The organism is Nostoc sp. UIC 10890 (assembly GCF_054786515.1).
This window is the reverse complement of record NZ_JBSGKF010000001.1, coordinates 4,891,266-4,912,645: the sequence shown is the minus strand read 5'-3', so window position 1 is coordinate 4,912,645 and position 21,380 is coordinate 4,891,266. Positions and strand designations below refer to the sequence as shown.

Here is a 21,380-nt window from a genome sequence, read left to right as displayed (position 1 = left end):
TAAAACTTATATATTCAACTTAAATGCAGGATAAAGAAAAAATTGGTATTGTCTTAGCAACTTATAATCCTCAGCTTGAATATTTTCAGAAACAGATCCAGTCAATTCAAAACCAGACCTGGCACAACTGGGTTTGTCATATTGTTGATGACTGCTCACAACCTGAATATCAAACAGCGATTCAAAAAAATATCGAAAATGATTCACGATTTGTTTGTCATTTTCACAGCCATAACCTGAGACATTACCATAATTTTGAAAGGGGTTTACAATACTGTATTCAAGATCCTAAAATTACAGCGATCGCATTTTCAGATCAAGATGATATTTGGCAAGCAGAAAAATTAGAAATATTACTCAAAACTTTACGCTCAGAACATGCAGTATTAGTTCATTCTGATTTGGAGCTAATAAACAGTGATGACCAAACTATCAATAATTCTACTTGGGATTTTGAAGGACGCCAACCTGAAAAAGCTACGGTGGAATTATTGCTACTTCGCAACGTCGTCACCGGGTGTTCGTTGTTGTTTTGTAGTTCTCTGATTACCGATATTATACCCTTTCCCCAACAAAATGAAATTGGTTGGCATCACGACTGGTGGGTAGCATTGGTTGCAATTCAAAAAGGTAAAATTGGACATATCCGGCAACCATTAGTCTGCTATAGATTCCATACTTCTAATGTGGTGGGAGCAATGCAAAATGCTGGTAACTTTCACACTGAACTGATGCTGTGGTTCCAGAAAAAATATCGTATCGCAGGTAAAAGCTATTTAATTCATAGTAACTTGAGTAAAGCATTTCAAGCTAGATTTTACCAACAATTAAACTCAAGCTGGTCTAATCCTTTTGACGATCGCCGCTTAGATTTTGGTTTTGGTATTCTTAAACTTTGTTACCAAAGCTTCAAAACAGGATATCGTTCTGAAGGCATAGCACTACGAATTTTAATTTTTAAAATCTTATTCGATATCCAACGACTTCAAAACTCTATTTCCAAGGTGTTGCCCATGTTTAAAGTGGCTAAGAGCAATATCCAAAAAAAATGAACCAGCAACAAACTATTTCAGTATCGATTATTTTAGTTAACTATAATGGAGCAGAGATTCTACTAGATTGCTTAAACTCTATACAAAAGTTTATTGATATACCTAACTATGAAATCATTCTTGTAGACAATGCTTCTAGCGATGGTAGCGTTGAATTAGTAGCAGCAAATTACCCCCACATCCGCCTAGTTAAAGAGATAGAAAATCGAGGCTTTGGGGCAGGGAATAATATCGGTGCAAAATTTGCTACTGGAGAATTCTTGTTCTTATTAAATACTGATACTGTACTTATTAGTAATATTCTACCGCATCTAATTCAGTTGATGCAAGCAGACTCACAAGTAGGAATTATTGGGCCAAAATTGCTGAATCCAGACGGAAGCTTACAAATTTCAGTTTCACCAGCGTTAGGAATTAAAGGTGAATATGAAGCTCGTCAAATGCACCAAGCTTATCAAAATGTATCTCAGCAAAGTTTGATTGAGCAAAAATTCCAAGAAATTCAAGAAGTCGATATTGTTGTAGGGGCTGCTTTTTTTATTCGTTCAAGTTTATTTCATGATTTAGGTGGATTTGACGAAAAATTTTTCATGTATTTTGAGGAATCAGATCTATGCCAAAGAGCGCAGTATCGAGGATATAAAATTATCTACACTCCTGATGTATCTTTGATTCATTTGAAAGGATATTCGATTCAAAAGGCTGCTAATATAATGGCTATTGAATATAGACGTAGCCAGATTTATTACTATCAAAAACATCGCCCTTTGTGGGAACAATTAATATTACGTATATATATATTTTATAAATTTTTTGGTGAATTTATAACCACAGCTAATCCTAACAGTCTGAAAATTATCATTTTATTATTTGCCGTGTAAAAATCTGCTGTTAAAATATCTGTATCTAATTAATAAAAATTATTTTTTATTATGCCTGTTCTCGCAAATTTATCTTTTGCACCAACTCAACCAACAGGTTGGTTAAATTATAGCCTGAATTTATTAAAAGAGCTAAAAAATTTAGATATTGACGTATTAAGTCCATTAAAAATATCTGGCATTAAATGTTATTATTCTCCACCAGATATTACGACAGATTTTGGCATAAAAGGGCATTTAAAGCGCCTGATATGGACGCAATTTAAACTGCCGAATATATATCATAAAATGAATTCTACGTTACTATTTTCTCCTATTCCAGAGGCTCCTTTATTTTCTTCTTGTTCTTATATAGTTACTGTTCATGATTTAATTCCTCTTAGATTTCCACAATGGTTTTCTGTGACACAGCAGCTTTATTGCAGCTATTATATTCGTGCTGTAATCAGACAATCAAAACACGTTATTTGTAATTCAATCGCAACTGCTGAAGATTTAAGCAAATTTTTGGGAGTTTCCCAGGAAAAAATAACTGCAATTCCACTAGCTTATGATGTCAAAAATTTTTTTTGCTTGGATTTACCAAAGCAAAATTATTTCCTTTATTTAGGACGGCATAATCCTCACAAAAATCCTGAACGTTTAATTGCCGCTTTTGCGGCATTACCTAACTGTAAAGATTACGAGCTTTGGTTAGCGGGACCCAGCGATCGCCGTTATACTCCAGTTTTAACAGCGCAAGTTGAGAAACTAGGTATAACTAATCAAGTAAAGTTCCTAGACTATATTCCTTACAGCGAATTGCCAAAAATCATCAATCAAGCGATCGCTCTGGTTTTCCCCAGTCTTTGGGAAGGTTTTGGTTTACCTGTCCTCGAAGCAATGGCTTGTGGTACTCCTGTCATTACCTCCAATCTCTCCTCCTTACCAGAAGTGGCCGGAAATGCAGCGATACTTATCAATCCCTACAACGTCGGAGAAATTACAGAGGCGATGCAGGCGATCGCAACTGATTCGGCACTGCGATCGCACCTTTCTAGCCAAGGTATCACTCACTCCCAACAATTCAGTTGGGAAAAAACAGGAAAAGCAACCGTCGAAGTTTTATCCCGCTACTTATGAAAGACAAAATAACACCAGAATTAGATGCGAGAATTTAGGATTTTGTCCAGATTTCAGATTATCTTGACTAATGACTTACAACTAATCCTCAATCCTTATGAAAGCACTAATTCTCTCTGGCGGGAAAGGTACACGTTTACGTCCCCTCACCTATAGCGGAGCAAAACAACTCGTACCAGTTGCGAATAAACCTGTTTTATGGTATGGCATTGAAGAAATGGTCGCGGCTGGTATTACTGATATTGGCATCATCATCAGCCCGGAAACTGGGGCAGAAGTCCAAGGTAAAACCGGAAATGGAGAATACTTTGGAGCGAACATCACCTACATCGTACAAAAACAGCCAGCCGGACTTGCTCACGCCGTCCAAATCGCCCGTCCCTTTTTAGGAGATTCTCCCTTTGTCATGTACTTGGGCGATAACCTGATTCAACTAGGTGAGTTACGTTACTTTCTGCAACAATTTAGCCAACAACAACCAGATGCTTTGATTCTCTTGCGTTCGGTTGCAAACCCTAGCGCCTTTGGTGTGGCTCAGGTCGATGAAACAGGAAGGGTATTACAGTTAATTGAAAAACCCAAAGTTCCTCCTTCAAATCTGGCATTGGTAGGAGTTTATTTCTTTTCTCATCTCATCTTTGATGCGATCGCAAATATCCAACCTTCCACCAGAGGTGAACTAGAAATCACTGATGCTATTCAATACCTAATTAATCAGAATAAGCAGGTTGTAGCCCACAATCTCCAAGGCTGGTGGTTAGACACTGGTAAAAAAGATGACTTATTAGAAGCTAACCGATTGATTCTCGATACATATTTAACAGCATCAGTTATTGGTGAAGTTGATGCCCAAAGTCATATTATTGGGCGAGTCCAAATCGGTGCCAAATCTCAAGTAATTAACTGCACAATTCGGGGGCCAGTAGTCATTGGTAGCAATTGTCATTTAGAAAACTGCTTTATTGGTCCTTATAGTAGTATTGCTAATAACGTGACGCTCATTGATACTGATTTAGAACACAGTGTGATTTTAGAAAGTGCTAAAATTGCCGGAATTCATCAGCGGATAATCGATAGTGTCATTGGACAAAGGGCACAATTGACTCTTGCACCCCGTCGCCCCAAAGCCTTGCGATTTCTAATTGGCGATGACTGTCAAATTGAACTAACTTAAAAACAGGAAAAGCCACAGTCGAAGTGTTCCCTGCTAGCTGTAAAATACAAGCATTAAATTGCTCTCACAATTAACACTGTGGCAGATTACTCGAAATAATATTAATGAGCATTGTACATACCAAAATTCCCGAAGTTATAGAACTCGAACCCCAAGTATTTGCAGACGATCGCGGGTTCTTTTTTGAAGCCTACAACGATCGAAAATTTGCCCAAGAGACTGGTATTGTTACTAACTTTGTTCAAGATAACCACTCTGGCTCAAAACAAAACGTTCTGCGGGGATTACACTACCAAATCCACCAACCCCAAGGTAAACTTGTCCGAGCTATTGTGGGTACTATCTTTGACGTAGCTGTAGATATTAGAAAAAGCTCTCCTACCTTTGGTAAATGGGTAGGTTCTGAACTCAGCGCTCAGAACAAACGCATACTGTGGATACCACCAGGCTTTGCCCACGGCTTTCTCGTGCTTTCAGAAATAGCCGAAGTTCTCTACAAAGCTACAGATTATTACGCACCCCAAGGCGATCGCACAATTCTATGGAACGATCCAGATTTAGCTATAGATTGGCCTCTGAATGCATCACCGATTTTATCAGCTAAAGACCAAGCTGGGAAATCTTTGAGAACTGCTGAAGTATTTGATTAACGTAGTCATTGGTCATTGGTCATTGGTCATTGGTCATTGGTCATTGGTCATTGGTCATTGGTCATTGGTCATTGGTTTTCAGATACCCAGCCTATTGCTATACCCTAAGCTTACTTTTATAGTATGTGGAAAAACTTTGTCTTTCATCGAACTAATTCAAACCAAGTTAAAGAGTGGGCATGGCTTTTCTTGGACAAATGACAAATGACAAATGACTAATGACTAAATCAATTTTGCTGATTGGTAGCAATGGTCAAGTGGGTAAGGAACTAGAACAAATCCTCTCAAGCTATGGCGATGTGATCTCAGTAGCACGCCCAATAGTAGACCTTGCCCAACCCGATAACCTCCGCAACTTTATCAGAGCAAAGCAGCCGCAAATCATCATTAACGCTGCTGCTTATACTGCTGTAGACAAAGCAGAAAGTGAACCCGAACTTGCTACCGCGATTAATGCTACTGCACCCCAAATTCTTGCCCAAGAAAGCCAAAAATTAGGAGCTTTCCTAATTCATATTTCGACCGATTATGTTTTCGATGGTAATGGGTATCGCCCTTACCAGGAAACCGATGCAACTAATCCTTTGAGTATCTATGGTAAAACCAAATTCGCTGGAGAAGAAGCTATTCGGCAAACTTGCGCCCATCACCTCATTCTCCGTACTGCTTGGGTTTATGGAAACTTTGGCAAAAGTAACTTTGTTAAAACCATGCTGCGGCTAGGTGCAGAACGCCAAGAAATCCGTGTTGTCGCGGATCAAATTGGTAGCCCGACTTGGGCGCAAGATATAGCCGCAGTCATAGCCCAGACGATTCCCCAGCTAACTCCAGAAATTAGCGGCACTTATCACTACACTAATAGCGGCGTTGCTAGTTGGTATGACTTTGCTGTTGCCATTGTTGAAGAAGCCCAACAGCTAGGCTTCCCTTTAAAAGTTGAACGTATTGTCCCCATTACAACTGTCGACTATCCAACACCAGCCAGTCGCCCAGCCTATTCTGTGCTTGCTTGTGGAAAAATTTCAGCAATTCTAGGGACTTATCCCCCCCATTGGCGACAAAGACTCAGACAAATGCTCACAGATTTGAAAATAGGGCATGAAGATTAGGGGAGAGGTGACAGGTGACAGGTGACAGGTAATAATCTGTACCCTGTAACCTTTACCCTATTCCCTTCTTCAGTCCCCAGTCCCCTATCCCTTTTTTAAAACTCCCGTTTCATGTTGTATTGGCAAGACATCTAAAATATCAGTTTGAGAACAATATTTTAAATCATCTAAACAGTCAAGACGCAACAATCGTTGACCGTGACTAGCTTGGTGGAATAATCCTAATAAGTTATCTTGCCACTGAGAGTAAAGAGCGATCGCACTAACAACTTCATCATTACCAGCTAGTTCTTCTGGTGATAACTGGGTTTGCTGCAAAATACTATGAGCGATCGCACCTGCACAAACTGTATCCTCTAAAGAAAAACTACCTTCCCAACCAGAACCGACAATCCACACTGTCTCTGGTTGTTTCTCTAGGAGAAATTGCACCACCGCCGCCCGGTTAATCAAGGCTGCTGCTAATAGATTTGGGGAGTCTTGTACCCTTTGTAAGGCACGAGTACCATTGGTGGTACTGATAAATAAGCGACGCCCCTGCACTAATTCTGGTGTGCAGTCGAGGGGAGAGTTTCCTAACTCAAAGCCAGGTACTTTCGCACCGCCGCGTTCTCCAGCCCGCAGGCGTTTTTCAGGGGGCCATTTTTCGCTAACTTCAATTAACTGATCTAAATCGCTGAATACTTGTACAGCTTCGCCTCCAGATGCCAAAACTGTCGCAATTGTGCTAGTGGCTCGCAAGACATCGACTGCGATCGCACATTCTGGCGCTTTATCCGTTGGAGTCAATTCAGGAGTGTGATATACGAATAGCTTCACGCGCTGGATACACCTGCTTTAATACAACTGCCGCAAATAACATTCTACCTAGTTGGTGTCACTAACTATAGTCACAATTGATCTTGGAGCATTTTTTACCATCAAAATACAAAATGTATCTCATTCAATACATAGATGGGAGTCGGTAGAAACGCAATTAATCACGTCTCTACTGGGAGCCGGAAAGAAACCTGCTAGGAGTTTTAACTAAATCTTAAGAGTCCTTAATCCCTAATAAATACTCCAAAAGCCCATTTTTATGCTTTTAGACTTTCAGACTTGCTGCACTATCTTGTAACCTAAAACAAGAACAAAATTTTTAAATGGGGAAAATTTACAGCTTCAAAAAGTTACAGCCCAAAGAGACGGATATCCACTCATTCCCCATTCTCCAGTACAGACGCGATTAATTGCGTTTCTCCCATTCCCCACTCCCCATCGAAATTGCTATGGCACCTTTACCCGACTACCGCCCTAAACAACTATCTTTAGGCCCCTTGGAAGCGGAAATTTTAAATATTATCTGGGAACTTGGTTCAGCCACAGTCAAGGATGTACACGATCGCATCCTCGCCGATCCCAATCGCGAATTAGCGTATACTTCTGTCACCACCGTTTTACGTCGCCTCACTGATAAAGGTTGGCTGGCCTGCGATAAGAAAGAGCGGGCATTCTATTGGCGGCCAATGCTGAGTAAGCAGCAATCAGATGTCATCAAAGCTCATGAGCAGTTACAGCGATTTCTGGCGGTGGGAAATCCTGATGTTATTGCTGCTTTTGCAGATAGCTTAGATGAAGCAGCTAGTGAGCAAATAGCAGCGATCGCCAAACGTATTCAATCTGCACGCCAAGCCAGGGAGGAACAATGATGCATCTAATGATGATTTTAATTGCTTTGGCAGTTGCCTGGTTGTTAAGATCCGCTTGGAATCAACCCCAAGGCAATTGGAGTCTGCGGTGGCAGCGATCGCTATTTTTGTTTCTCTTCCCGCCCTTGCTAATTTTCATGACTGCGATCGCTGTGGTATTCATGGGGCCTCAAGGACAAATGGGCGGGATGTATACAGGCTCAATTAGCTATTTACTAGCATTCATTTATTTGGCATTTTTTGCCATTTCATGCATTAAACTTGCCTTCCAGGGTTGGCAGTCTGTAGAATCTGCCCGTAACTGCCCTTTAGTGAATGTTGGCGATAGACGAGCCAGACTGCTGCAAACGGGCGCGTTGTTTGCAGGTCAAATCGGTTTTTGGCAACCAGAACTCGTGGTTAGTCAAGGATTAGTGCAAACACTCTCACCGGTTCATTTAGAAAGCGTCTTAGCCCATGAGCAAGGGCATCACCATTACAGGGATACATTCTGGTTTTTCTGGCTGGGTTGGGTGCGTTCCTGCACTGCATGGTTGCCAAATACAGAGCCTTTGTGGGAAGAACTTTTAGCTTTGCGCGAACTCCGTGCCGACGGTTATGCAGCATTGCAAGTAGACCCTCTGGTATTAGCGGAATCACTTTTATTAGTAGTTAGTAGCGGCCCCGTCTTATCAGAAATTTGCTGTGCTGCATTAGGTTCCTCTGGTGCAGATCGTTTAGAACAAAGAGTAGAAGCTCTATTAGCACCACCAGAAGCAACCCCAGAAGCTCAATTGCAATCGTGGCATGGCTTTCTGTTGGCGTTTCTGCCTCTACTGACTGTGATATTTCATAGTTAAGTTGAATTTAGCAAGCTACTACAGCACGAAATCGTTATGTTTGTAACGAAAATTATGTTATTTGTAACCAAATCGTGGTGTTTGTAACAAAAATCGTTATATTTGTAACGAAAATCGTAGCGTTGCTAACAAAACTCGTAGTGTTTGTAACGAAAATCGTAGCGTTACTAACGAAACTCGTAGTGTTTGTAACAAAACTCGTAGCGTTGCTAACAAAACTCGTAGTGTTTGTAACGAAAATTGCAATCAAAACAAATTAACAAGCGGTAATTACGAATTACGAATTAAGCTTACTCGGCGTTGCTGAATTAAGGGATGATTCTTGTGGGGTGGGCATCCTGCCCGCCCGGAAATAAAAGGGACGGGCAAGATGCCCATCCCACAAAAATAATAAAATCATCCCGCAAATATGCAACCCCGCTTATTCTTCTTCTAGCAACTGTTCTATATATTTTTGTACCAAAGGCACTTGAAAAGCATTGCCTTCTGGAGTCAAGATTTCTTTTCGCGTTAGTTTGCGGACAACGCCTTTGTCTTGCTGCGTGGGAATTTCCCCGTGGATTATTCGGCGCAGGAGAGAGCGATCGCTCTCTGTTAAACTCTTCCATAATTCCCGAAAATACTGATCGCCTCGCTCCAGCACAACAGGTATAACTTCTTTAACATCCTGTGCAGTAGCTTTTGCTGTATCTGCTTCTCGCCTGTTTCTTCTGATATCACGGTTTAGCAACTCCACCACCTCATAACACACCAACTGAACAAGATAAGGTTGACAGCGAGTAACTTGAATAATTTCATCTACAGCCGTTAGTTCATAGATATCGCTGAAATTCTCTACTGGCTGTTGAATCAAATCGCGGGCTTCTGACTCGTGCAGGTAAGTCATTCGCAAAGCACGGGTGTTAATTAGATAGTCACTCCAGTAATCATCAAGTTCAGATAACTCCTGCGAACCACTAAAAAGTAAAATCCACTTGCGTTGATGTTGCAGCAGGTTACGAATAAAATTGAGTGGCGCACGGCTGCTTGTTGCTTCTACTACCTCACCCAGGCGTTCATATTCATCCAAACAAAGGAGAAATTGCTTACCAGAGTTGTTGCGTTCTATTTCTGCTAACCAAGTTTGCAGCGCGGGAAATGGATCTTCAGCTAGTTTATTCGCATCTGGATTAGGCAAGAATACTTTGCGGGGTAATCGCCGTGCAGCTTCGATAATTTGTTGAGCTAAATTTTCAGCCAATCCTTTTAAGGTTGTAGCTGCTGCTGCTCCTTGTAAATCTACCAGCAAAGGTACAATACCTGAGCCAATTCTATAAGGTAGATATTTCAGCGCTGAGGTTTTCCCTGTCCTCCGCCCTCCATAGAGTAACAGCACTGGCGGTTGCTCAGAAAGTGCCAAAGTTTCAATTTCCCGAAATATATCAATTCGCCCTTTAAAACGATTCTTTGCTGTTTCCGGGTCTAGTGAGTTACCAGCAATATAAACTTGTCGAATCTCTTGCGATCGCTGTGCCTGTTCGTTTAAAGTGCGCTGCGCCGTCTCTAGTATAGTTAGCCAGTTTTGTGCAGTGTTGCCAAAAGAAACAGCAACGCGAGCATCTTTTGCCAAAGCTAGACTTTGCCCCAGGTGGCGTAATGCCTTGATGGGAATGTTCAGTAACTCATATTTACGATAAAGTGAAGTTGCTTCCTCTGATGCCCGTACATTCTGACTAATATCCAAAAATTGGGGCACTACAATGCCAAGTTCTTTTGGTGGTGGTGAGGGAATCCACGCTAGTTGGTTGGCAATCTCCACAATATCGCTCAACCTCTGACAACGGTTGACAATATCTACAGCAATACCAGAAATTGCTTGTGCTGCAACTTTTTGCTGGTTGGTGGAAGAGATTAGATAATTAATAGTCTCACGGGCAGCGATTGGGTTCTTTCGATAAGCCTCTACAATCATCATATCCATAAAAGGCAGAGGCAAAATAATCAATTCATCAAAGCGAGGAGGCAGATATCGCAAACAATTTACCCGCTTTCCATTGCGAGACAATAAGAACAAGGTGAGTATCCACAGTAATTCTCCCAACCAAAAGTAAACCCGCAACACACCTAAAATAAACACCACGACAAACACCACGCTTACCGCCACGACAAACACCACGCCTAACGCCAAGCCTCCTGCCACGCCTCCTGCCACGCCTCCTGCCACGCCTACTGCCACACTTCCCGTCACGCTTCCCGCCATGCCTCCTGCCACGCCTCTCGCCACACCTCCCGCCACGCCTACCGCCACGCCTACCGCCACGAGGAACCCCACGTCTCCCGCCACGAGGAACCCCACGTCTCCCGCCACGGCTCCCGCCACGACGAACGCCACGGCTCCCGCCACGCCTCCTGCCACGACTACCGCCAAGACGAACGCCACGCCGAACGCCACGCCTCCCGCCACGACGAACGCCACGCCTACCGTCACGCCTACCGCCACGCCTACCGCCACGACGAACGCCACGACGAACGCTACGCCTGACAAAAATTGATATGCCAAAAATATGCTAAGGACAGCAGCAAGGAAAATAACTAACTTATTTTTATTACCGCCACGGTCAAAAAACCTTCCTATAAACCAGCCGACCAAAAAAACACAGCTTATAAACCAGTTAAATGACTCACCACTAACCAGAGTGTAAACTGGTGCCACCAGCAATACAGCAAACATTGGGACTACAGCAATTAGCCACCAAACTTGCCCAGCATAGCGATGCAAGCGTCGGTTAGTGCGAAACTCAGCTCGTTTATCAAAAGGGTTATCTCTCGGCTTCAGTTCTGGATGAATATCACGCAGCCAACGTTCAAAGGTAAAAGGTTTGAAGTAAATCCAATACAGCAGGCGCAAGCATTCAGCCACATAATTCCAAAAGCCTGATGCTGAAGACTTGTTACTCATGGCTACTTTATCCCCAACTTGTCACGCACAAAATCCCAAACTTCATCCCAGTGCAGCACACCCACTAAAACCAAAACGAGCAAAAGCAGAATTACCATCCCGATAATCCAGTTGCTCACATCATCAACAGCCCCACCAATAAACTTGGCTATTCTACCCAGGCGCACTGGTAAATCCCAAACTAACCAATGCAGCCATAATTGCCACCACTTTCCTTTTACTTTGGATTTAGAATTTGCAAGCTGTTGGTCAAACTGCTGTTTCGCCCACTTGATTGCCTTGCCTTGTTGACGTGCTTCCCACAAATAGTAACCGGCCAATTGCAACTTATAAGGATGACAATTACCCCATTGCTGGGCATGATTCTGTTCGTCTACACTCAAAGCTGCACCATTAGTAGAGCGACTTGGTAAGCGCGACAGTTCAATAGCCTCATCTGTAGTTAGTTCTTTCAAATAAATAGTGTTACCAAGATTGAAAAAACTAGAGACAAACCGATGCTCGTTAGCATAAACATCCAGTTGTTTACGCGAAGCCACAACTAGCATTAAGGCGTTGCTATCCATCAGCGATCGCAAATTGTCATAAAATCCATTATCAAATTTATCAGGATATTTCAAAAGGCTTTCAAAATCATCCAGACAGAGAACGGGTAGCTTTACTTGCTGTTTCCATTCCTTCACCGCATCTGAAAAAGCTTGACGATTAAGCGGTTTAGTCTTCCAACAATTTTGCAGACTGCGTTGTTGCCATCCCGGAACGTGATTCAGTAAACCTTCAGCTACAGCCTCATAAAAACCCGTTTCAGTTTGGCAATCTACACCCCGTAACGGTAAATAAATAACCACATAACGATCAGTGTTTTGTAATACTCGCTGCTCCCAAGTCCGAACAAAATAATGCAGCAACGAAGATTTACCAATGTGCTTCTCACCAACTATATTTATACTTGTAGGCTGATCGCCCTTCATCCGAGATGCGATCGCGTGTAATTCATCTTTACGACCGACAAACAGCCTGGGATCTTCAATCATCCCCGCAGCCACAAAAGGATTAGAAGGCAGCGCTCCAGAAGTCATGTAAAGCGTTATCCTAGTTTCAGCAATTTAAGTGCAATCACCTAAAACAATACCACTAGTCCCATAATCTCTTTGCAGATCACAAAGACGCGATAAATCACCGTACCAATTTGTAGAGACGGCGATTCATCGCGTCTTGTCTTAAACGTGGTATCTGAGAAAAATATTTATTTGGCAAATGGCCCAATGTTTACTGCTAAGAGTGTAGAACAAACTTTTCTAGCTTGGGCATGGGCATGGGGATGATATAAATTCCCTATGTCCTATGCCTGGATTTTAAATTACTTAAACGCTTGCCAATACTGGCTGATTCATGGTTGTACTGGCTGAGTCTAATTCTGACTCCGTGCAGTAAATTTCACAAGAGTTATTGGGACTTTCAATCAGTTTTACTTTGTAAAGTTTAGCTCCCAATTCCTGAATGGGCGATCGCAGTAAATGACTAATGTAAAGTGCGATATTCTCAGCAGTGGGCACAACTTCGCCAAAATAGGGAATATCTTTGTTTAAAAAGGTGTGATCAAATGGCTCTACCACATAATCTTCTACCACTTGATTCAGGGCACCTAAATCAATAATCATCCCAGTACGTGGGTCAATTTTCCCTTTGACAGTGACTTCTAGATGATAGTTGTGTCCGTGACCGTGGGGACGAGCGCACTTACCATAAATCTCAGTGTTTTCTTCGTTACTGAGCTTAGGATGAGCTAGCCGATGGGCGGCGCTAAAGTGAGTACTGATGGTGAGGTAGGCTTCCATTGCGTTTCCCATATAATCTGCCCAAAGTTCAGGATGTTCAAATAACTGCACACGGACTAAAGGCAAATGAGGTGCTAGCCGCTGCCAGATAATCCGTGCAATATTCTCAGTGGTAGGCAGAGTTTGTTGAAATTCTGCCCACACATCGTTGAGATAAGAGAAGTCCAATTGACTGGTAACTTCCCGTTTAATTACGTGTTTCACATCAGACAAGTTCAGCACCATGCCATATTCATCCAATTCCCCGGTTAGGGAGATAAATAAAACATAGTTATGTCCGTGTCCCGGAAATCTAGAGCAAGCACCAAATTTCTCAATATTCTCGGCTTCACTCAGTTCTGGCAACCAATAACGATGACTTGCTGAAAACTGGGCGCGGCGATTAACAATGCATTGCATGAGTACACTATGAGCAGAATTTAAAATTTCTTAATCTTTTTCTGTTTCCAGCATAAACTAATTTCTTAGTCATTTGTCATTGGTCATTTGTCATTTGTCATTTGTCATTGCCCCATGCCCCATGCCCCATGCCCAATTACTATGTAACAGACGCTTGTGCCTCACAGTGTAATCCCGTAGCTATGCGGAATAGTTCTTGACCTGTGTGCAAATAACGCTCATCGTAATTCAAAGGAAAGTAACCTAATTCTTCGAGTCCATCTGCTACCTGATCGAGGCTGTAGTATAGGTGAGCCGCTGTTCTTGCTAGACTAGGGGGATTTGGTAGGGAGCGAAAAGTACTTTGTGCCTGTTTAAGGTCATCTCGACAGGCTTGTAAGTATTCCTGGAATTCATCTAACAGCTCATCATCAAACGGATCAGCAGCTAATTGCTCCATTTGTTCTTCTAACGAATAAAGAATGTTACAAAGCAAACGATTAACTGGTTGGTAAACTTGGCGCAGCCATTCCTCAACTTGCTCATCAACATCGCGTCCGGTTTTTCGTCTTGTCTGGTGATGCCTTTGCGCTGATGCTGTACGCTGTTGGCGATCGCTATTTAATTTTTGAGAGTCATCTTGCAGTTCTTGGTCATAATTACGGCGATTTTGGTTATCGCCTAAGACCTCATAAGCTGCATTGATGCGGATAATCTGCTCATGATCGGCTGTATCCTGATTACTGTCAGGATGAAATAACTTAACCAAGCGGCGATAAGCAAGCTTAATCTCCGCTTGGCTTGCACTTGGACTAACTTTGAGAGTTTCGTAATGGTTAGAAACGTGCTTAGAATTGACCATTAATTCAATGTATCGTTAACTGACGCTAGTGGCTAATCTTGCCTCCAAGTCTTGGAACAACGGTGTACTCAAATACCTCTCGCCAAAACTGGGCTGAATCATCACAATTAAACGTCCCTTATTTTCTTGACGTTGGGCGACGCGAATTGCTGCACATAAAGCTGCTCCACTAGAAATACCAGATAGTAGCCCTTCTTCTTTTGCTAAACGCCGACTGTATGCGATCGCTTCTTCATCCGTGACAGTAATCACTTCATCAATCAATTTTATCTTTAATACTTGGGGAATAAACCCAGCACCAATTCCCTGGATTTTGTGTGGCCCTGGTCGTCCCCCAGATAAAACAGGGCTATTGGCTGGTTCAACAGCGATCGCTTTAGAATCAGGCTTGCGTGCTTTAATCACCTCCGCTACACCAGTGATCGTACCACCTGTGCCCACCCCTGCCACAATGATATCTACTTGTCCATCAGTATCTTCCCAGATTTCAAGCGCTGTAGTTTCCCGATGTACTTTTGTATTAGCTGGATTGCGGAACTGCTGCAACATATAGGTATTTGGCGTAGTATTAACTATTTGTTGTGCCCGTCCAATTGCTCCACTCATACCTTCCATACCTGGTGTTAGTTCCAGTTCTGCCCCGTATGCCCGCAACATTGCCCGACGCTCCCCACTCATCGTCTCTGGCATTGTCAAAATTAATCGATAACCCTTGGCTGCTGCTGCCATTGCGAGGGCAATTCCTGTGTTTCCAGATGTGGGTTCTACCAATACTGTTTTCCCAGGAGTAATCAGTCCCTCTTCTTCAGCAGCGTTAATCATACTCACCCCAATCCGGTCTTTAACTGATGCTGATGGGTTCATACTTTCCAGCTTGATCACAATTTCCGCAACACATCCTTCTGTTTGAGGAATGCGGTTCAACTGCACTAGGGGTGTACGACCAACCAGTTCTGTAATGTTACGAGCTATTCGCATAATTTAGTCCTTAGTTATTAGTTATTAGTTATTAATTATTGGTCATTCGTTATCAACAAATAACAAATGACTCTTGACTAAATGTAGTACATTATATCCAACTGCCGCCGGGAATCTCGTTTTTCACAAAGATCCTGGAGCGTATATTTTTGCAACACTGAATTTGCCGCGCGACTTGCTTCTTGCCAAATTTCTTCTATAACCGAACTGTCTACTGTTTTGGAATTAACCTTTTCTTCACCAGTCTGCACCTCTAACCCTTCTAAACATTCTAAAATCTCAAAAAGGATGATTTTTCGGGGTTCTCGCGTTAACAGATAGCCACCTTTTGACCCGCGTTGACTCTTGACTATACCCCCACGCCTCAAGGTCGCTAGTAGTTGTTCGAGATAACGATCAGGTATATTTTGTCGTGCTGCAATGTGTCGAATTTGCAGCGGTTCGCCACTTTCGTAATGAGCAGCCATCTCTAATAAGGCGAGAATTGCGTATTCCGATTTACAGGATAGTTCCACAAGTAGCAATAAGTTAGGGGTTATAAATTAGGAGTTAGGAATTAATAGTCATTCAATCTGAATTTTATATTTTTTCTTCAATATAAAATCCCAAGTTCAAAATCCGCAGAGTTAGGATATTAAGCAATATGTAACTTTAATAAAGCCAACTTTAATTAGAAAAGCTCGCTCAGAAAAAGTTACTCACGGCGTAAGTCACTTGTAGAATTCACAACTCCTAACTTTTCTAGTATACTCCGGTTAAATACTGGGGTTTATCCATTGCTGCTACTCAAAACAAAAAGCCCCGCCTGATGGCGGGGAGAAATAGAGTTCAAAATTGTTAGTGGATAGTCAACACTCTAGAAGGTGAAAGTTGTTCTGAGCGTACCGATAATTGCATCGTCATTATCGCTGTTTTGACCAGGAGAGGTCAACCAGATTACACCAGGGGTAACAGAGATGTTATCTGACACGCGATACTTGTAGAAGCCTTCAAAGTGATAAGGTACATCATTACCACTACCAGCAAAAGCTGCTCGGTTACGGGAATAAGGTTCTGCTCCAGCGAAAATACCTAAAACGTTACCCTGTTTACCAAAATCAACTAAAGCAACCCCAGCACCGTAGCTCCAAGCTTCATAATCATCACCTGCACCGAAGCCGGTGACATCATGGTAAGAGACGAAGCCACTAACTGAGAGCTTGTCGCTGGGTCTAAACGCAGCTGACAGACCGTAGGAATTGCTGGAACCTTCACCTAGTAAAGCGTTACCTTGTCCAGTACCTACTGCAACAAGATCTGCGTTTGACGTAGAACCGGAGTTAAATAAATTACCAGCTCCGCCATTATAAGCGTGGACGTAGGTAGCAGCTAAAGCCAAGCGATCGCCTACACTAAAGTTAAACTGTCCTAAAGCTGCATAGTCGCCGTTGGTAAGACCTTGACCAAGACCAGGATTATTCGCTTCTGATGCCAAGTAACCCGCAGTTATTGAACTATTTCCCAAAATACCGCTGTTTTGACCAAAGGGTATGTTGAGCGCTATACCTGCACCACCACCAATCCGATAAATGGGACTTTCAGAAGCAAAGCTAGACAGGGCACCATTACCACCGTCAGTTTGATCGAAAAAGTAGGGGTTGTTAACAGCAGCGTAATGGCTGTGTCGTCCGCCACTAGCTGCGAGGTAAACGTTGGCTGGGCCTATGGGAACTTCATAGGTTAAACGGTCTATTTTGACACTGTTGCCACCATCGCCATTACCGACTTGAAAGGTTTGTGTACCTTCAGCAGTTGCTACAGGAGTATCAAGTAAAAAAGCGTCTGCATTACCAGCAGCAAGACGGGTATGTAAAACATCTCTACCCGTAAAGCTGGTTTGCAAGTCTAAGCGTACTCTGTTTTGGAAGACAGTGTTGTTGTTGTCACCACTAGTACCGCCAAACACATCACTAACAGCAAAAATGGCTTCACCAACTAGTTTGGTGGTAGTGGAGAACTGATTAGCTTCCAATTCAGCAGTCCGCGCTTCTAGGGAATCAACACGACCGCGTAGAGTTGCCAATTCTGCGGAAAATTCTTCTTGTAACCGCTGCAAAGTAGCTAAATCTTGTTTAGTAACCAAATCAGCTGTTGCTGTGGCAATCAATTCGTTAACTCGATCTAAACAGGCATTCAAACCAGCAGCAAATTCATAACGAGTCAAGGCACGATTACCGCGATAAGTAGCATTTGGGTAACCTGCAATACAACCATAGCGTTCAACCAACGACTGCAATGCTTGGAATGCCCAGTCGGTGGGTTGTACGTCGGAAAATTGAGAAACCGATGTTACTTGAGACTGAGAGTTATTTTGATTGCCTTCGTTACTGTAGCGATTAACTTGATCTATAGTTGTTTGCGCCAATATTTCTGGCTGTTGGACAACTTCAGTTGCACTTACTTGTCCGGCTGGCGATACTTCAGTGGTTGTATTTGGGGCGGCAATTGCTGTTGCCGAAACTAACAATGTTGCTCCCAAAACTGCTGGGCTAACCACTAAGGATTTCCACAAAAGATTAGACATCACTTTACTCCTCACACCTTGTTTAGATAATTGGTTTCGTTGCACCTAATTCTCAAAAATGCGACATCTCATTGAAACCTGTGGATGAGGCATAGTAGCCACTACTACAATTTTAGTTTTTGCAAAGCTAATAAACGATTAACTTGAGGTTAAAAACTTATGTGATTAACTTATGCAAAAACATATCTTTATATCATAACATTATAAAACATCTGATCTAGATGGCAAGATTGGAGCGATCGGCTTAATAACTGTCACACATAGTTATCTAAATATCTAAGCAGGGAGTAGAGTTTAGGGCATTTGCTCCTACTTAGCTAAGTTGCTGAAAGCTTTAGACACTTAGCGGATTGTCATCAAAAACAACTTTTTCCACTTAGAGAAAAAATAAATCAACCTAAGTTACGCAATGTAAATTTAATTAAATTGGTTTGCAATAAGCGGCTCCAGCCTTGGAAATAGGGCTAGAGCCGCTTATTACAATCAATTATTCACGCTTACCTACTAAGTTCGCGTCTTGGTTACTTTCAGTCAGTTGGTGCAATATGTCAAAAAAAATTGCTTAGTGAATTTTGGAAATCGCCTGCGCTACATCAAAGTCTGTCTGCGTCAGCCCGCCTGCATCATGTGTTGTGAGTGTAATCTTCACTTTGTTGTAGGAAATCTCTATATCTGGATGATGTCCTGCTGACTCAGCCGGCTCCACCAGCTTATTCACAAATTCAATTGCTTCGATAAAATCTTTGAATGTGCGGGTAATCTGCAACTTAGAGTCTTCAACAGTCCAACCTGACAGAACCTTTGCCTGTTCTTGAATTTCCGCTTCAGTCAGTAGTTGTGCCATATCAAAAAATTCCTACTTATATATCTGTTATATTTTGCATCTGACAAAGGCAAATCCCTTTTATTCTCTACACAGAAAGTATTGGAGGATCGACTAAGGCATAATGCGTGTGTGCATATTTAAATCAGACTTGATAGATGCTGTTGCTCACATCTATTCATGCCCCAAGGTTTGATGCAAGATATTTTTCTTTTTAAGAAAACTTAAACCTATTGGTTTTACCCACAGTAGGCATCGCCATCTAAGTTTTCAAAAGCAAGCATAATAAAACAAAATTAACCTATAAAAAACTATCCGCCCTGATTTAGATCGGTTGGTCTAAGTCAGGGCGGTCTAGCGGGTCTTCAGGTTGCAACCAGACTGCCGGAAGGAACTCCGAGCTTGCCTAGCTACTTGAGCTAACTTAGTATCTCAAAGATAACTAAGGCTAACTTTTAGAGAACAGCCCCGGCACACAGCCGGCTAACTGCAACCTGATGACCCATGCATTTACTACTTTCTATCATGGGCATCACCTCCTTATTGCCTAAGCGGTCTTAGTTTCAAAAGGGCAGAGCATTTACTCTGGGTTTATAACCTTCACCTAACATAACATACAAATTTAGAGTATTAACCATATACATAAAAAAATCCCCCACCTTTTGGTGGGGGATTACTGGAGAATGGGGAAAATTGACGTTTTATTGGCTTATTACAAGAAGATTATTTAATTTGGGAGGTGTCAATTTTCGGCAACCACAACTCTTATTCAGTTTATGGTCGGCTTTTTATTCTTAGAGAGCGTTACCGCGAGGTAGAACTTCCTCAGGGAATACAAATTGTTCGTGGGGTTGATCTTGAGGAGCCATCCAAGCGCGGATACCCTCATTCAGCAAAATGTTTTTGGTATAGAAGGTTTCAAACTCAGGGTCTTCCGCCGCCCGTAATTCTTGGGAGACGAAATCATAAGCCCGTAGGTTGAGTGCTAAACCGACGATGCCGACGGCACTCATCCACAAACCTGTGACTGGCACGAACAACATGAAGAAGTGCAACCAGCGTTTGTTTGAGAAAGCAATACCGAAAATCTGTGACCAGAAACGGTTTGCTGTCACCATTGAGTAGGTTTCTTCAGACTGGGTAGGATTGAAGGCGCGGAAGGTGTTAGCACCATCACCGTCTTCAAACAAGGTATTTTCCACTGTTGCACCATGAATGGCGCACAATAGAGCACCACCCAATACACCCGCAACACCCATCATGTGGAAGGGGTTGAGTGTCCAGTTGTGGAAACCTTGCAGGAATAGTAGGAATCGGAAAATTGCCGCTACGCCAAAGCTGGGTGCAAAGAACCAGCTAGATTGTCCCAAGGGATACATCAGGAATACACTGACGAATACTGCAATGGGAGCAGAAAATGCGAGGGCGTTGTAAGGACGGATACCTACCAGACGGGCAATTTCAAATTGCCGCAACATGAAGCCAATCAAACCAAAGGCTCCGTGCAGTGCCACGAATGGCCACAAACCACCCAATTGAAACCAACGGGTGAGGTTGCCTTGGGCTTCTGGTCCCCACAACAGCAATAGGGAATGTCCCATGCTGTCGGCGGGGGTGGATACTGCCACTGTCAGGAAGTTAGCACCTTCTAGGTATGAGGAGGCTAATCCGTGGGTGTACCAAGAGGTGACGAAGGTTGTGCCGGTCAGCCAACCGCCTAGTGCTAGGAAGGCGCAGGGGAACAATAGTATCCCTGACCAACCTACGAATACGAAGCGATCGCGCTTGAGCCAGTCGTCTAGAACGTCAAACCACCCTCTACTGGGGGCGCGTCCAACTGCGATGGTCATGAGAGCAAATCTCCAAATGTTTATAAGTACAGGTTGTATCTGTATTATAGATGGCTAAATAAAAGCCTTCTATAAGCAGAAAGTTAACCAGGTTGTTAACCAAGTTTACAATTTTTTACACACCTTTAATCATATTAGGTGTAAATCGCTAATTTTTCTAGTGCTTTTGTCATAAAAATTAATTTTTGATTGAGATTGAGGTCGGAAGACAAGAAGGGAATAGGTTACAGGTAACAGATTATTCCCTATCACCTGTTACCTCTCCCCTAATCCCAATCGCCAATACCCATTTTCCTAGAATCAGTCAGCTGACGCTAAAATGAGTCCACAGTTAAATTTGATTATTGCTAAATGTTTACCATCGATTTAAGCATCAGAAACACTGCTTTCCCAATCTCAGTACAACGTAAGTCAGCAGAGGATGCTGAGGCTGTCTATCAGCTAATTTTGGCAGCAATCCGTTCTGGGAACCCTGACATTGTAGAACTCAAGTGTGAGGGCAAGACAGAGAAAAAAATTGCTGTCCGCGCTAGTGAAATTTCTGGGGTGCAGATTGTTCAGAAAGATGGTACAACCCCTGGTGGTGGAAGACCACCAGGCTTTTTCGCTGTAGCTGCTGAGTAACCAAGGTTGAC

General features: G+C 42.6%; 19 protein-coding genes. 9 read left to right on the top strand and 10 right to left on the bottom strand.

All coding sequences use genetic code 11. The features are described from left to right. The first annotated feature begins 23 nt into the window (after positions 1–23). The 6 genes from ACWATR_RS20275 (at position 24) to rfbD (ending at position 5,988) form a co-directional block, all read left to right on the top strand. Positions 24–1,052 carry a glycosyltransferase gene (locus ACWATR_RS20275; protein WP_460336219.1) on the top strand — a complete coding sequence of 343 codons (1,029 nt, stop codon included), beginning with the start codon at positions 24–26 and terminating at the stop codon, positions 1,050–1,052. Continuing rightward, positions 1,049–1,933: a glycosyltransferase family 2 protein gene (locus ACWATR_RS20270; protein ID WP_460336216.1), complete on the top strand. Its 885-nt coding sequence runs from the start codon at positions 1,049–1,051 to the stop codon at positions 1,931–1,933. The genes ACWATR_RS20275 and ACWATR_RS20270 overlap by 4 nt, the downstream gene beginning before the upstream one ends. 51 nt (positions 1,934–1,984) lie before the next feature. Then, positions 1,985–3,055 carry a glycosyltransferase family 4 protein gene (locus ACWATR_RS20265; protein WP_460336213.1) on the top strand — a complete coding sequence of 357 codons (1,071 nt, stop codon included), beginning with the start codon at positions 1,985–1,987 and terminating at the stop codon, positions 3,053–3,055. A gap of 97 nt (positions 3,056–3,152) precedes the next feature. Continuing rightward, positions 3,153–4,229 carry a glucose-1-phosphate thymidylyltransferase gene (locus ACWATR_RS20260; RefSeq protein WP_460336210.1) on the top strand — a complete coding sequence of 359 codons (1,077 nt, stop codon included), beginning with the start codon at positions 3,153–3,155 and terminating at the stop codon, positions 4,227–4,229. A gap of 104 nt (positions 4,230–4,333) precedes the next feature. Beyond that, positions 4,334–4,879 carry a dTDP-4-dehydrorhamnose 3,5-epimerase gene (rfbC, locus tag ACWATR_RS20255; RefSeq protein ID WP_460336207.1) on the top strand — a complete coding sequence of 182 codons (546 nt, stop codon included), beginning with the start codon at positions 4,334–4,336 and terminating at the stop codon, positions 4,877–4,879. 218 nt (positions 4,880–5,097) lie between these two features. Continuing rightward, on the top strand, positions 5,098–5,988 hold the full coding sequence (rfbD, locus tag ACWATR_RS20250) for a dTDP-4-dehydrorhamnose reductase (RefSeq protein ID WP_460336204.1): 891 nt from the start codon (positions 5,098–5,100) through the stop codon (positions 5,986–5,988). An 84-nt stretch (positions 5,989–6,072) separates the two neighbouring features. Here rfbD and ACWATR_RS20245 read toward each other — a convergent pair whose 3' ends face one another. Beyond that, positions 6,073–6,807: a 2-phosphosulfolactate phosphatase family protein gene (locus tag ACWATR_RS20245; protein WP_460336201.1), complete on the bottom strand. Its 735-nt coding sequence runs from the start codon at positions 6,805–6,807 to the stop codon at positions 6,073–6,075. A gap of 449 nt (positions 6,808–7,256) precedes the next feature. Here ACWATR_RS20245 and ACWATR_RS20240 point away from each other — a divergent pair, with 449 nt between their 5' ends. Both ACWATR_RS20240 and ACWATR_RS20235 read left to right on the top strand, forming a co-directional pair. Beyond that, on the top strand, positions 7,257–7,676 hold the full coding sequence (locus tag ACWATR_RS20240; RefSeq protein ID WP_069069046.1) for a BlaI/MecI/CopY family transcriptional regulator: 420 nt from the start codon (positions 7,257–7,259) through the stop codon (positions 7,674–7,676). Next, a complete protein-coding gene (locus ACWATR_RS20235) occupies positions 7,676–8,515 on the top strand; it encodes a M56 family metallopeptidase (RefSeq protein WP_460340557.1) in 840 nt (279 codons plus the stop codon). The genes ACWATR_RS20240 and ACWATR_RS20235 overlap by 1 nt, the downstream gene beginning before the upstream one ends. 421 nt (positions 8,516–8,936) lie before the next feature. On the opposite strand, the gene ACWATR_RS20230 is transcribed toward ACWATR_RS20235, so the two are convergent. The 9 genes from ACWATR_RS20230 to psbD all read right to left on the bottom strand — a co-directional run bounded on the left by ACWATR_RS20230 (position 8,937) and on the right by psbD (position 20,745). Further along, positions 8,937–11,453: an ATP-binding protein gene (locus ACWATR_RS20230; protein ID WP_460336198.1), complete on the bottom strand. Its 2,517-nt coding sequence runs from the start codon at positions 11,451–11,453 to the stop codon at positions 8,937–8,939. 2 nt (positions 11,454–11,455) lie between these two features. Further along, positions 11,456–12,532 carry an AAA family ATPase gene (locus ACWATR_RS20225; RefSeq protein WP_460336194.1) on the bottom strand — a complete coding sequence of 359 codons (1,077 nt, stop codon included), beginning with the start codon at positions 12,530–12,532 and terminating at the stop codon, positions 11,456–11,458. A 285-nt stretch (positions 12,533–12,817) separates the two neighbouring features. Beyond that, a complete protein-coding gene (locus ACWATR_RS20220) occupies positions 12,818–13,690 on the bottom strand; it encodes a 6-carboxytetrahydropterin synthase (RefSeq protein WP_460336191.1) in 873 nt (290 codons plus the stop codon). 139 nt (positions 13,691–13,829) lie between these two features. Further along, complete coding sequence (locus tag ACWATR_RS20215) at positions 13,830–14,531, bottom strand: J domain-containing protein (RefSeq protein ID WP_069069050.1); 702 nt, start codon at positions 14,529–14,531, stop codon at positions 13,830–13,832. 15 nt (positions 14,532–14,546) lie between these two features. Beyond that, a complete protein-coding gene (gene cysK, locus ACWATR_RS20210) occupies positions 14,547–15,509 on the bottom strand; it encodes a cysteine synthase A (RefSeq protein WP_460336187.1) in 963 nt (320 codons plus the stop codon). Positions 15,510–15,586: 77 nt separating this feature from the next. Next, positions 15,587–16,024 carry an Rrf2 family transcriptional regulator gene (locus ACWATR_RS20205; RefSeq protein ID WP_460336184.1) on the bottom strand — a complete coding sequence of 146 codons (438 nt, stop codon included), beginning with the start codon at positions 16,022–16,024 and terminating at the stop codon, positions 15,587–15,589. Between the two features lie 341 nt (positions 16,025–16,365). Further along, complete coding sequence (locus tag ACWATR_RS20200) at positions 16,366–18,072, bottom strand: iron uptake porin (RefSeq protein ID WP_460336181.1); 1,707 nt, start codon at positions 18,070–18,072, stop codon at positions 16,366–16,368. Positions 18,073–18,634: 562 nt separating this feature from the next. Beyond that, positions 18,635–18,916: a 4a-hydroxytetrahydrobiopterin dehydratase gene (locus tag ACWATR_RS20195; protein WP_069069054.1), complete on the bottom strand. Its 282-nt coding sequence runs from the start codon at positions 18,914–18,916 to the stop codon at positions 18,635–18,637. Between the two features lie 773 nt (positions 18,917–19,689). Continuing rightward, positions 19,690–20,745, bottom strand: coding sequence for a photosystem II D2 protein (photosystem q(a) protein) (gene psbD, locus ACWATR_RS20190; RefSeq protein ID WP_179066789.1), 1,056 nt, complete (start codon positions 20,743–20,745; stop codon positions 19,690–19,692). Between the two features lie 351 nt (positions 20,746–21,096). Here psbD and ACWATR_RS20185 point away from each other — a divergent pair, with 351 nt between their 5' ends. Then, positions 21,097–21,369 carry a hypothetical protein gene (locus ACWATR_RS20185; RefSeq protein ID WP_012410874.1) on the top strand — a complete coding sequence of 91 codons (273 nt, stop codon included), beginning with the start codon at positions 21,097–21,099 and terminating at the stop codon, positions 21,367–21,369. The last annotated feature ends 11 nt before the right edge of the window (positions 21,370–21,380 follow it).

Excerpts from the sequence above, each read along its gene's own strand:
- ACWATR_RS20275 (WP_460336219.1), top strand. The coding sequence starts at position 24 with ATGCAGGATAAAGAAAAAATTGGTATTGTCTTAGCAACTTATAATCCT.
- ACWATR_RS20270 (WP_460336216.1), top strand. The coding sequence starts at position 1,049 with ATGAACCAGCAACAAACTATTTCAGTATCGATTATTTTAGTTAACTAT.
- ACWATR_RS20265 (WP_460336213.1), top strand. The coding sequence starts at position 1,985 with ATGCCTGTTCTCGCAAATTTATCTTTTGCACCAACTCAACCAACAGGT.
- ACWATR_RS20260 (WP_460336210.1), top strand. The coding sequence starts at position 3,153 with ATGAAAGCACTAATTCTCTCTGGCGGGAAAGGTACACGTTTACGTCCC.
- rfbC (WP_460336207.1), top strand. The coding sequence starts at position 4,334 with ATGAGCATTGTACATACCAAAATTCCCGAAGTTATAGAACTCGAACCC.
- rfbD (WP_460336204.1), top strand. The coding sequence starts at position 5,098 with ATGACTAAATCAATTTTGCTGATTGGTAGCAATGGTCAAGTGGGTAAG.
- ACWATR_RS20240 (WP_069069046.1), top strand. The coding sequence starts at position 7,257 with ATGGCACCTTTACCCGACTACCGCCCTAAACAACTATCTTTAGGCCCC.
- ACWATR_RS20235 (WP_460340557.1), top strand. The coding sequence starts at position 7,676 with ATGCATCTAATGATGATTTTAATTGCTTTGGCAGTTGCCTGGTTGTTA.
- ACWATR_RS20230 (WP_460336198.1), bottom strand. The coding sequence starts at position 11,453 with ATGAGTAACAAGTCTTCAGCATCAGGCTTTTGGAATTATGTGGCTGAA.
- ACWATR_RS20225 (WP_460336194.1), bottom strand. The coding sequence starts at position 12,532 with ATGACTTCTGGAGCGCTGCCTTCTAATCCTTTTGTGGCTGCGGGGATG.
- ACWATR_RS20220 (WP_460336191.1), bottom strand. The coding sequence starts at position 13,690 with ATGCAATGCATTGTTAATCGCCGCGCCCAGTTTTCAGCAAGTCATCGT.
- ACWATR_RS20215 (WP_069069050.1), bottom strand. The coding sequence starts at position 14,531 with ATGGTCAATTCTAAGCACGTTTCTAACCATTACGAAACTCTCAAAGTT.
- cysK (WP_460336187.1), bottom strand. The coding sequence starts at position 15,509 with ATGCGAATAGCTCGTAACATTACAGAACTGGTTGGTCGTACACCCCTA.
- ACWATR_RS20200 (WP_460336181.1), bottom strand. The coding sequence starts at position 18,072 with ATGTCTAATCTTTTGTGGAAATCCTTAGTGGTTAGCCCAGCAGTTTTG.
- ACWATR_RS20195 (WP_069069054.1), bottom strand. The coding sequence starts at position 18,916 with ATGGCACAACTACTGACTGAAGCGGAAATTCAAGAACAGGCAAAGGTT.
- psbD (WP_179066789.1), bottom strand. The coding sequence starts at position 20,745 with ATGACCATCGCAGTTGGACGCGCCCCCAGTAGAGGGTGGTTTGACGTT.
- ACWATR_RS20185 (WP_012410874.1), top strand. The coding sequence starts at position 21,097 with ATGTTTACCATCGATTTAAGCATCAGAAACACTGCTTTCCCAATCTCA.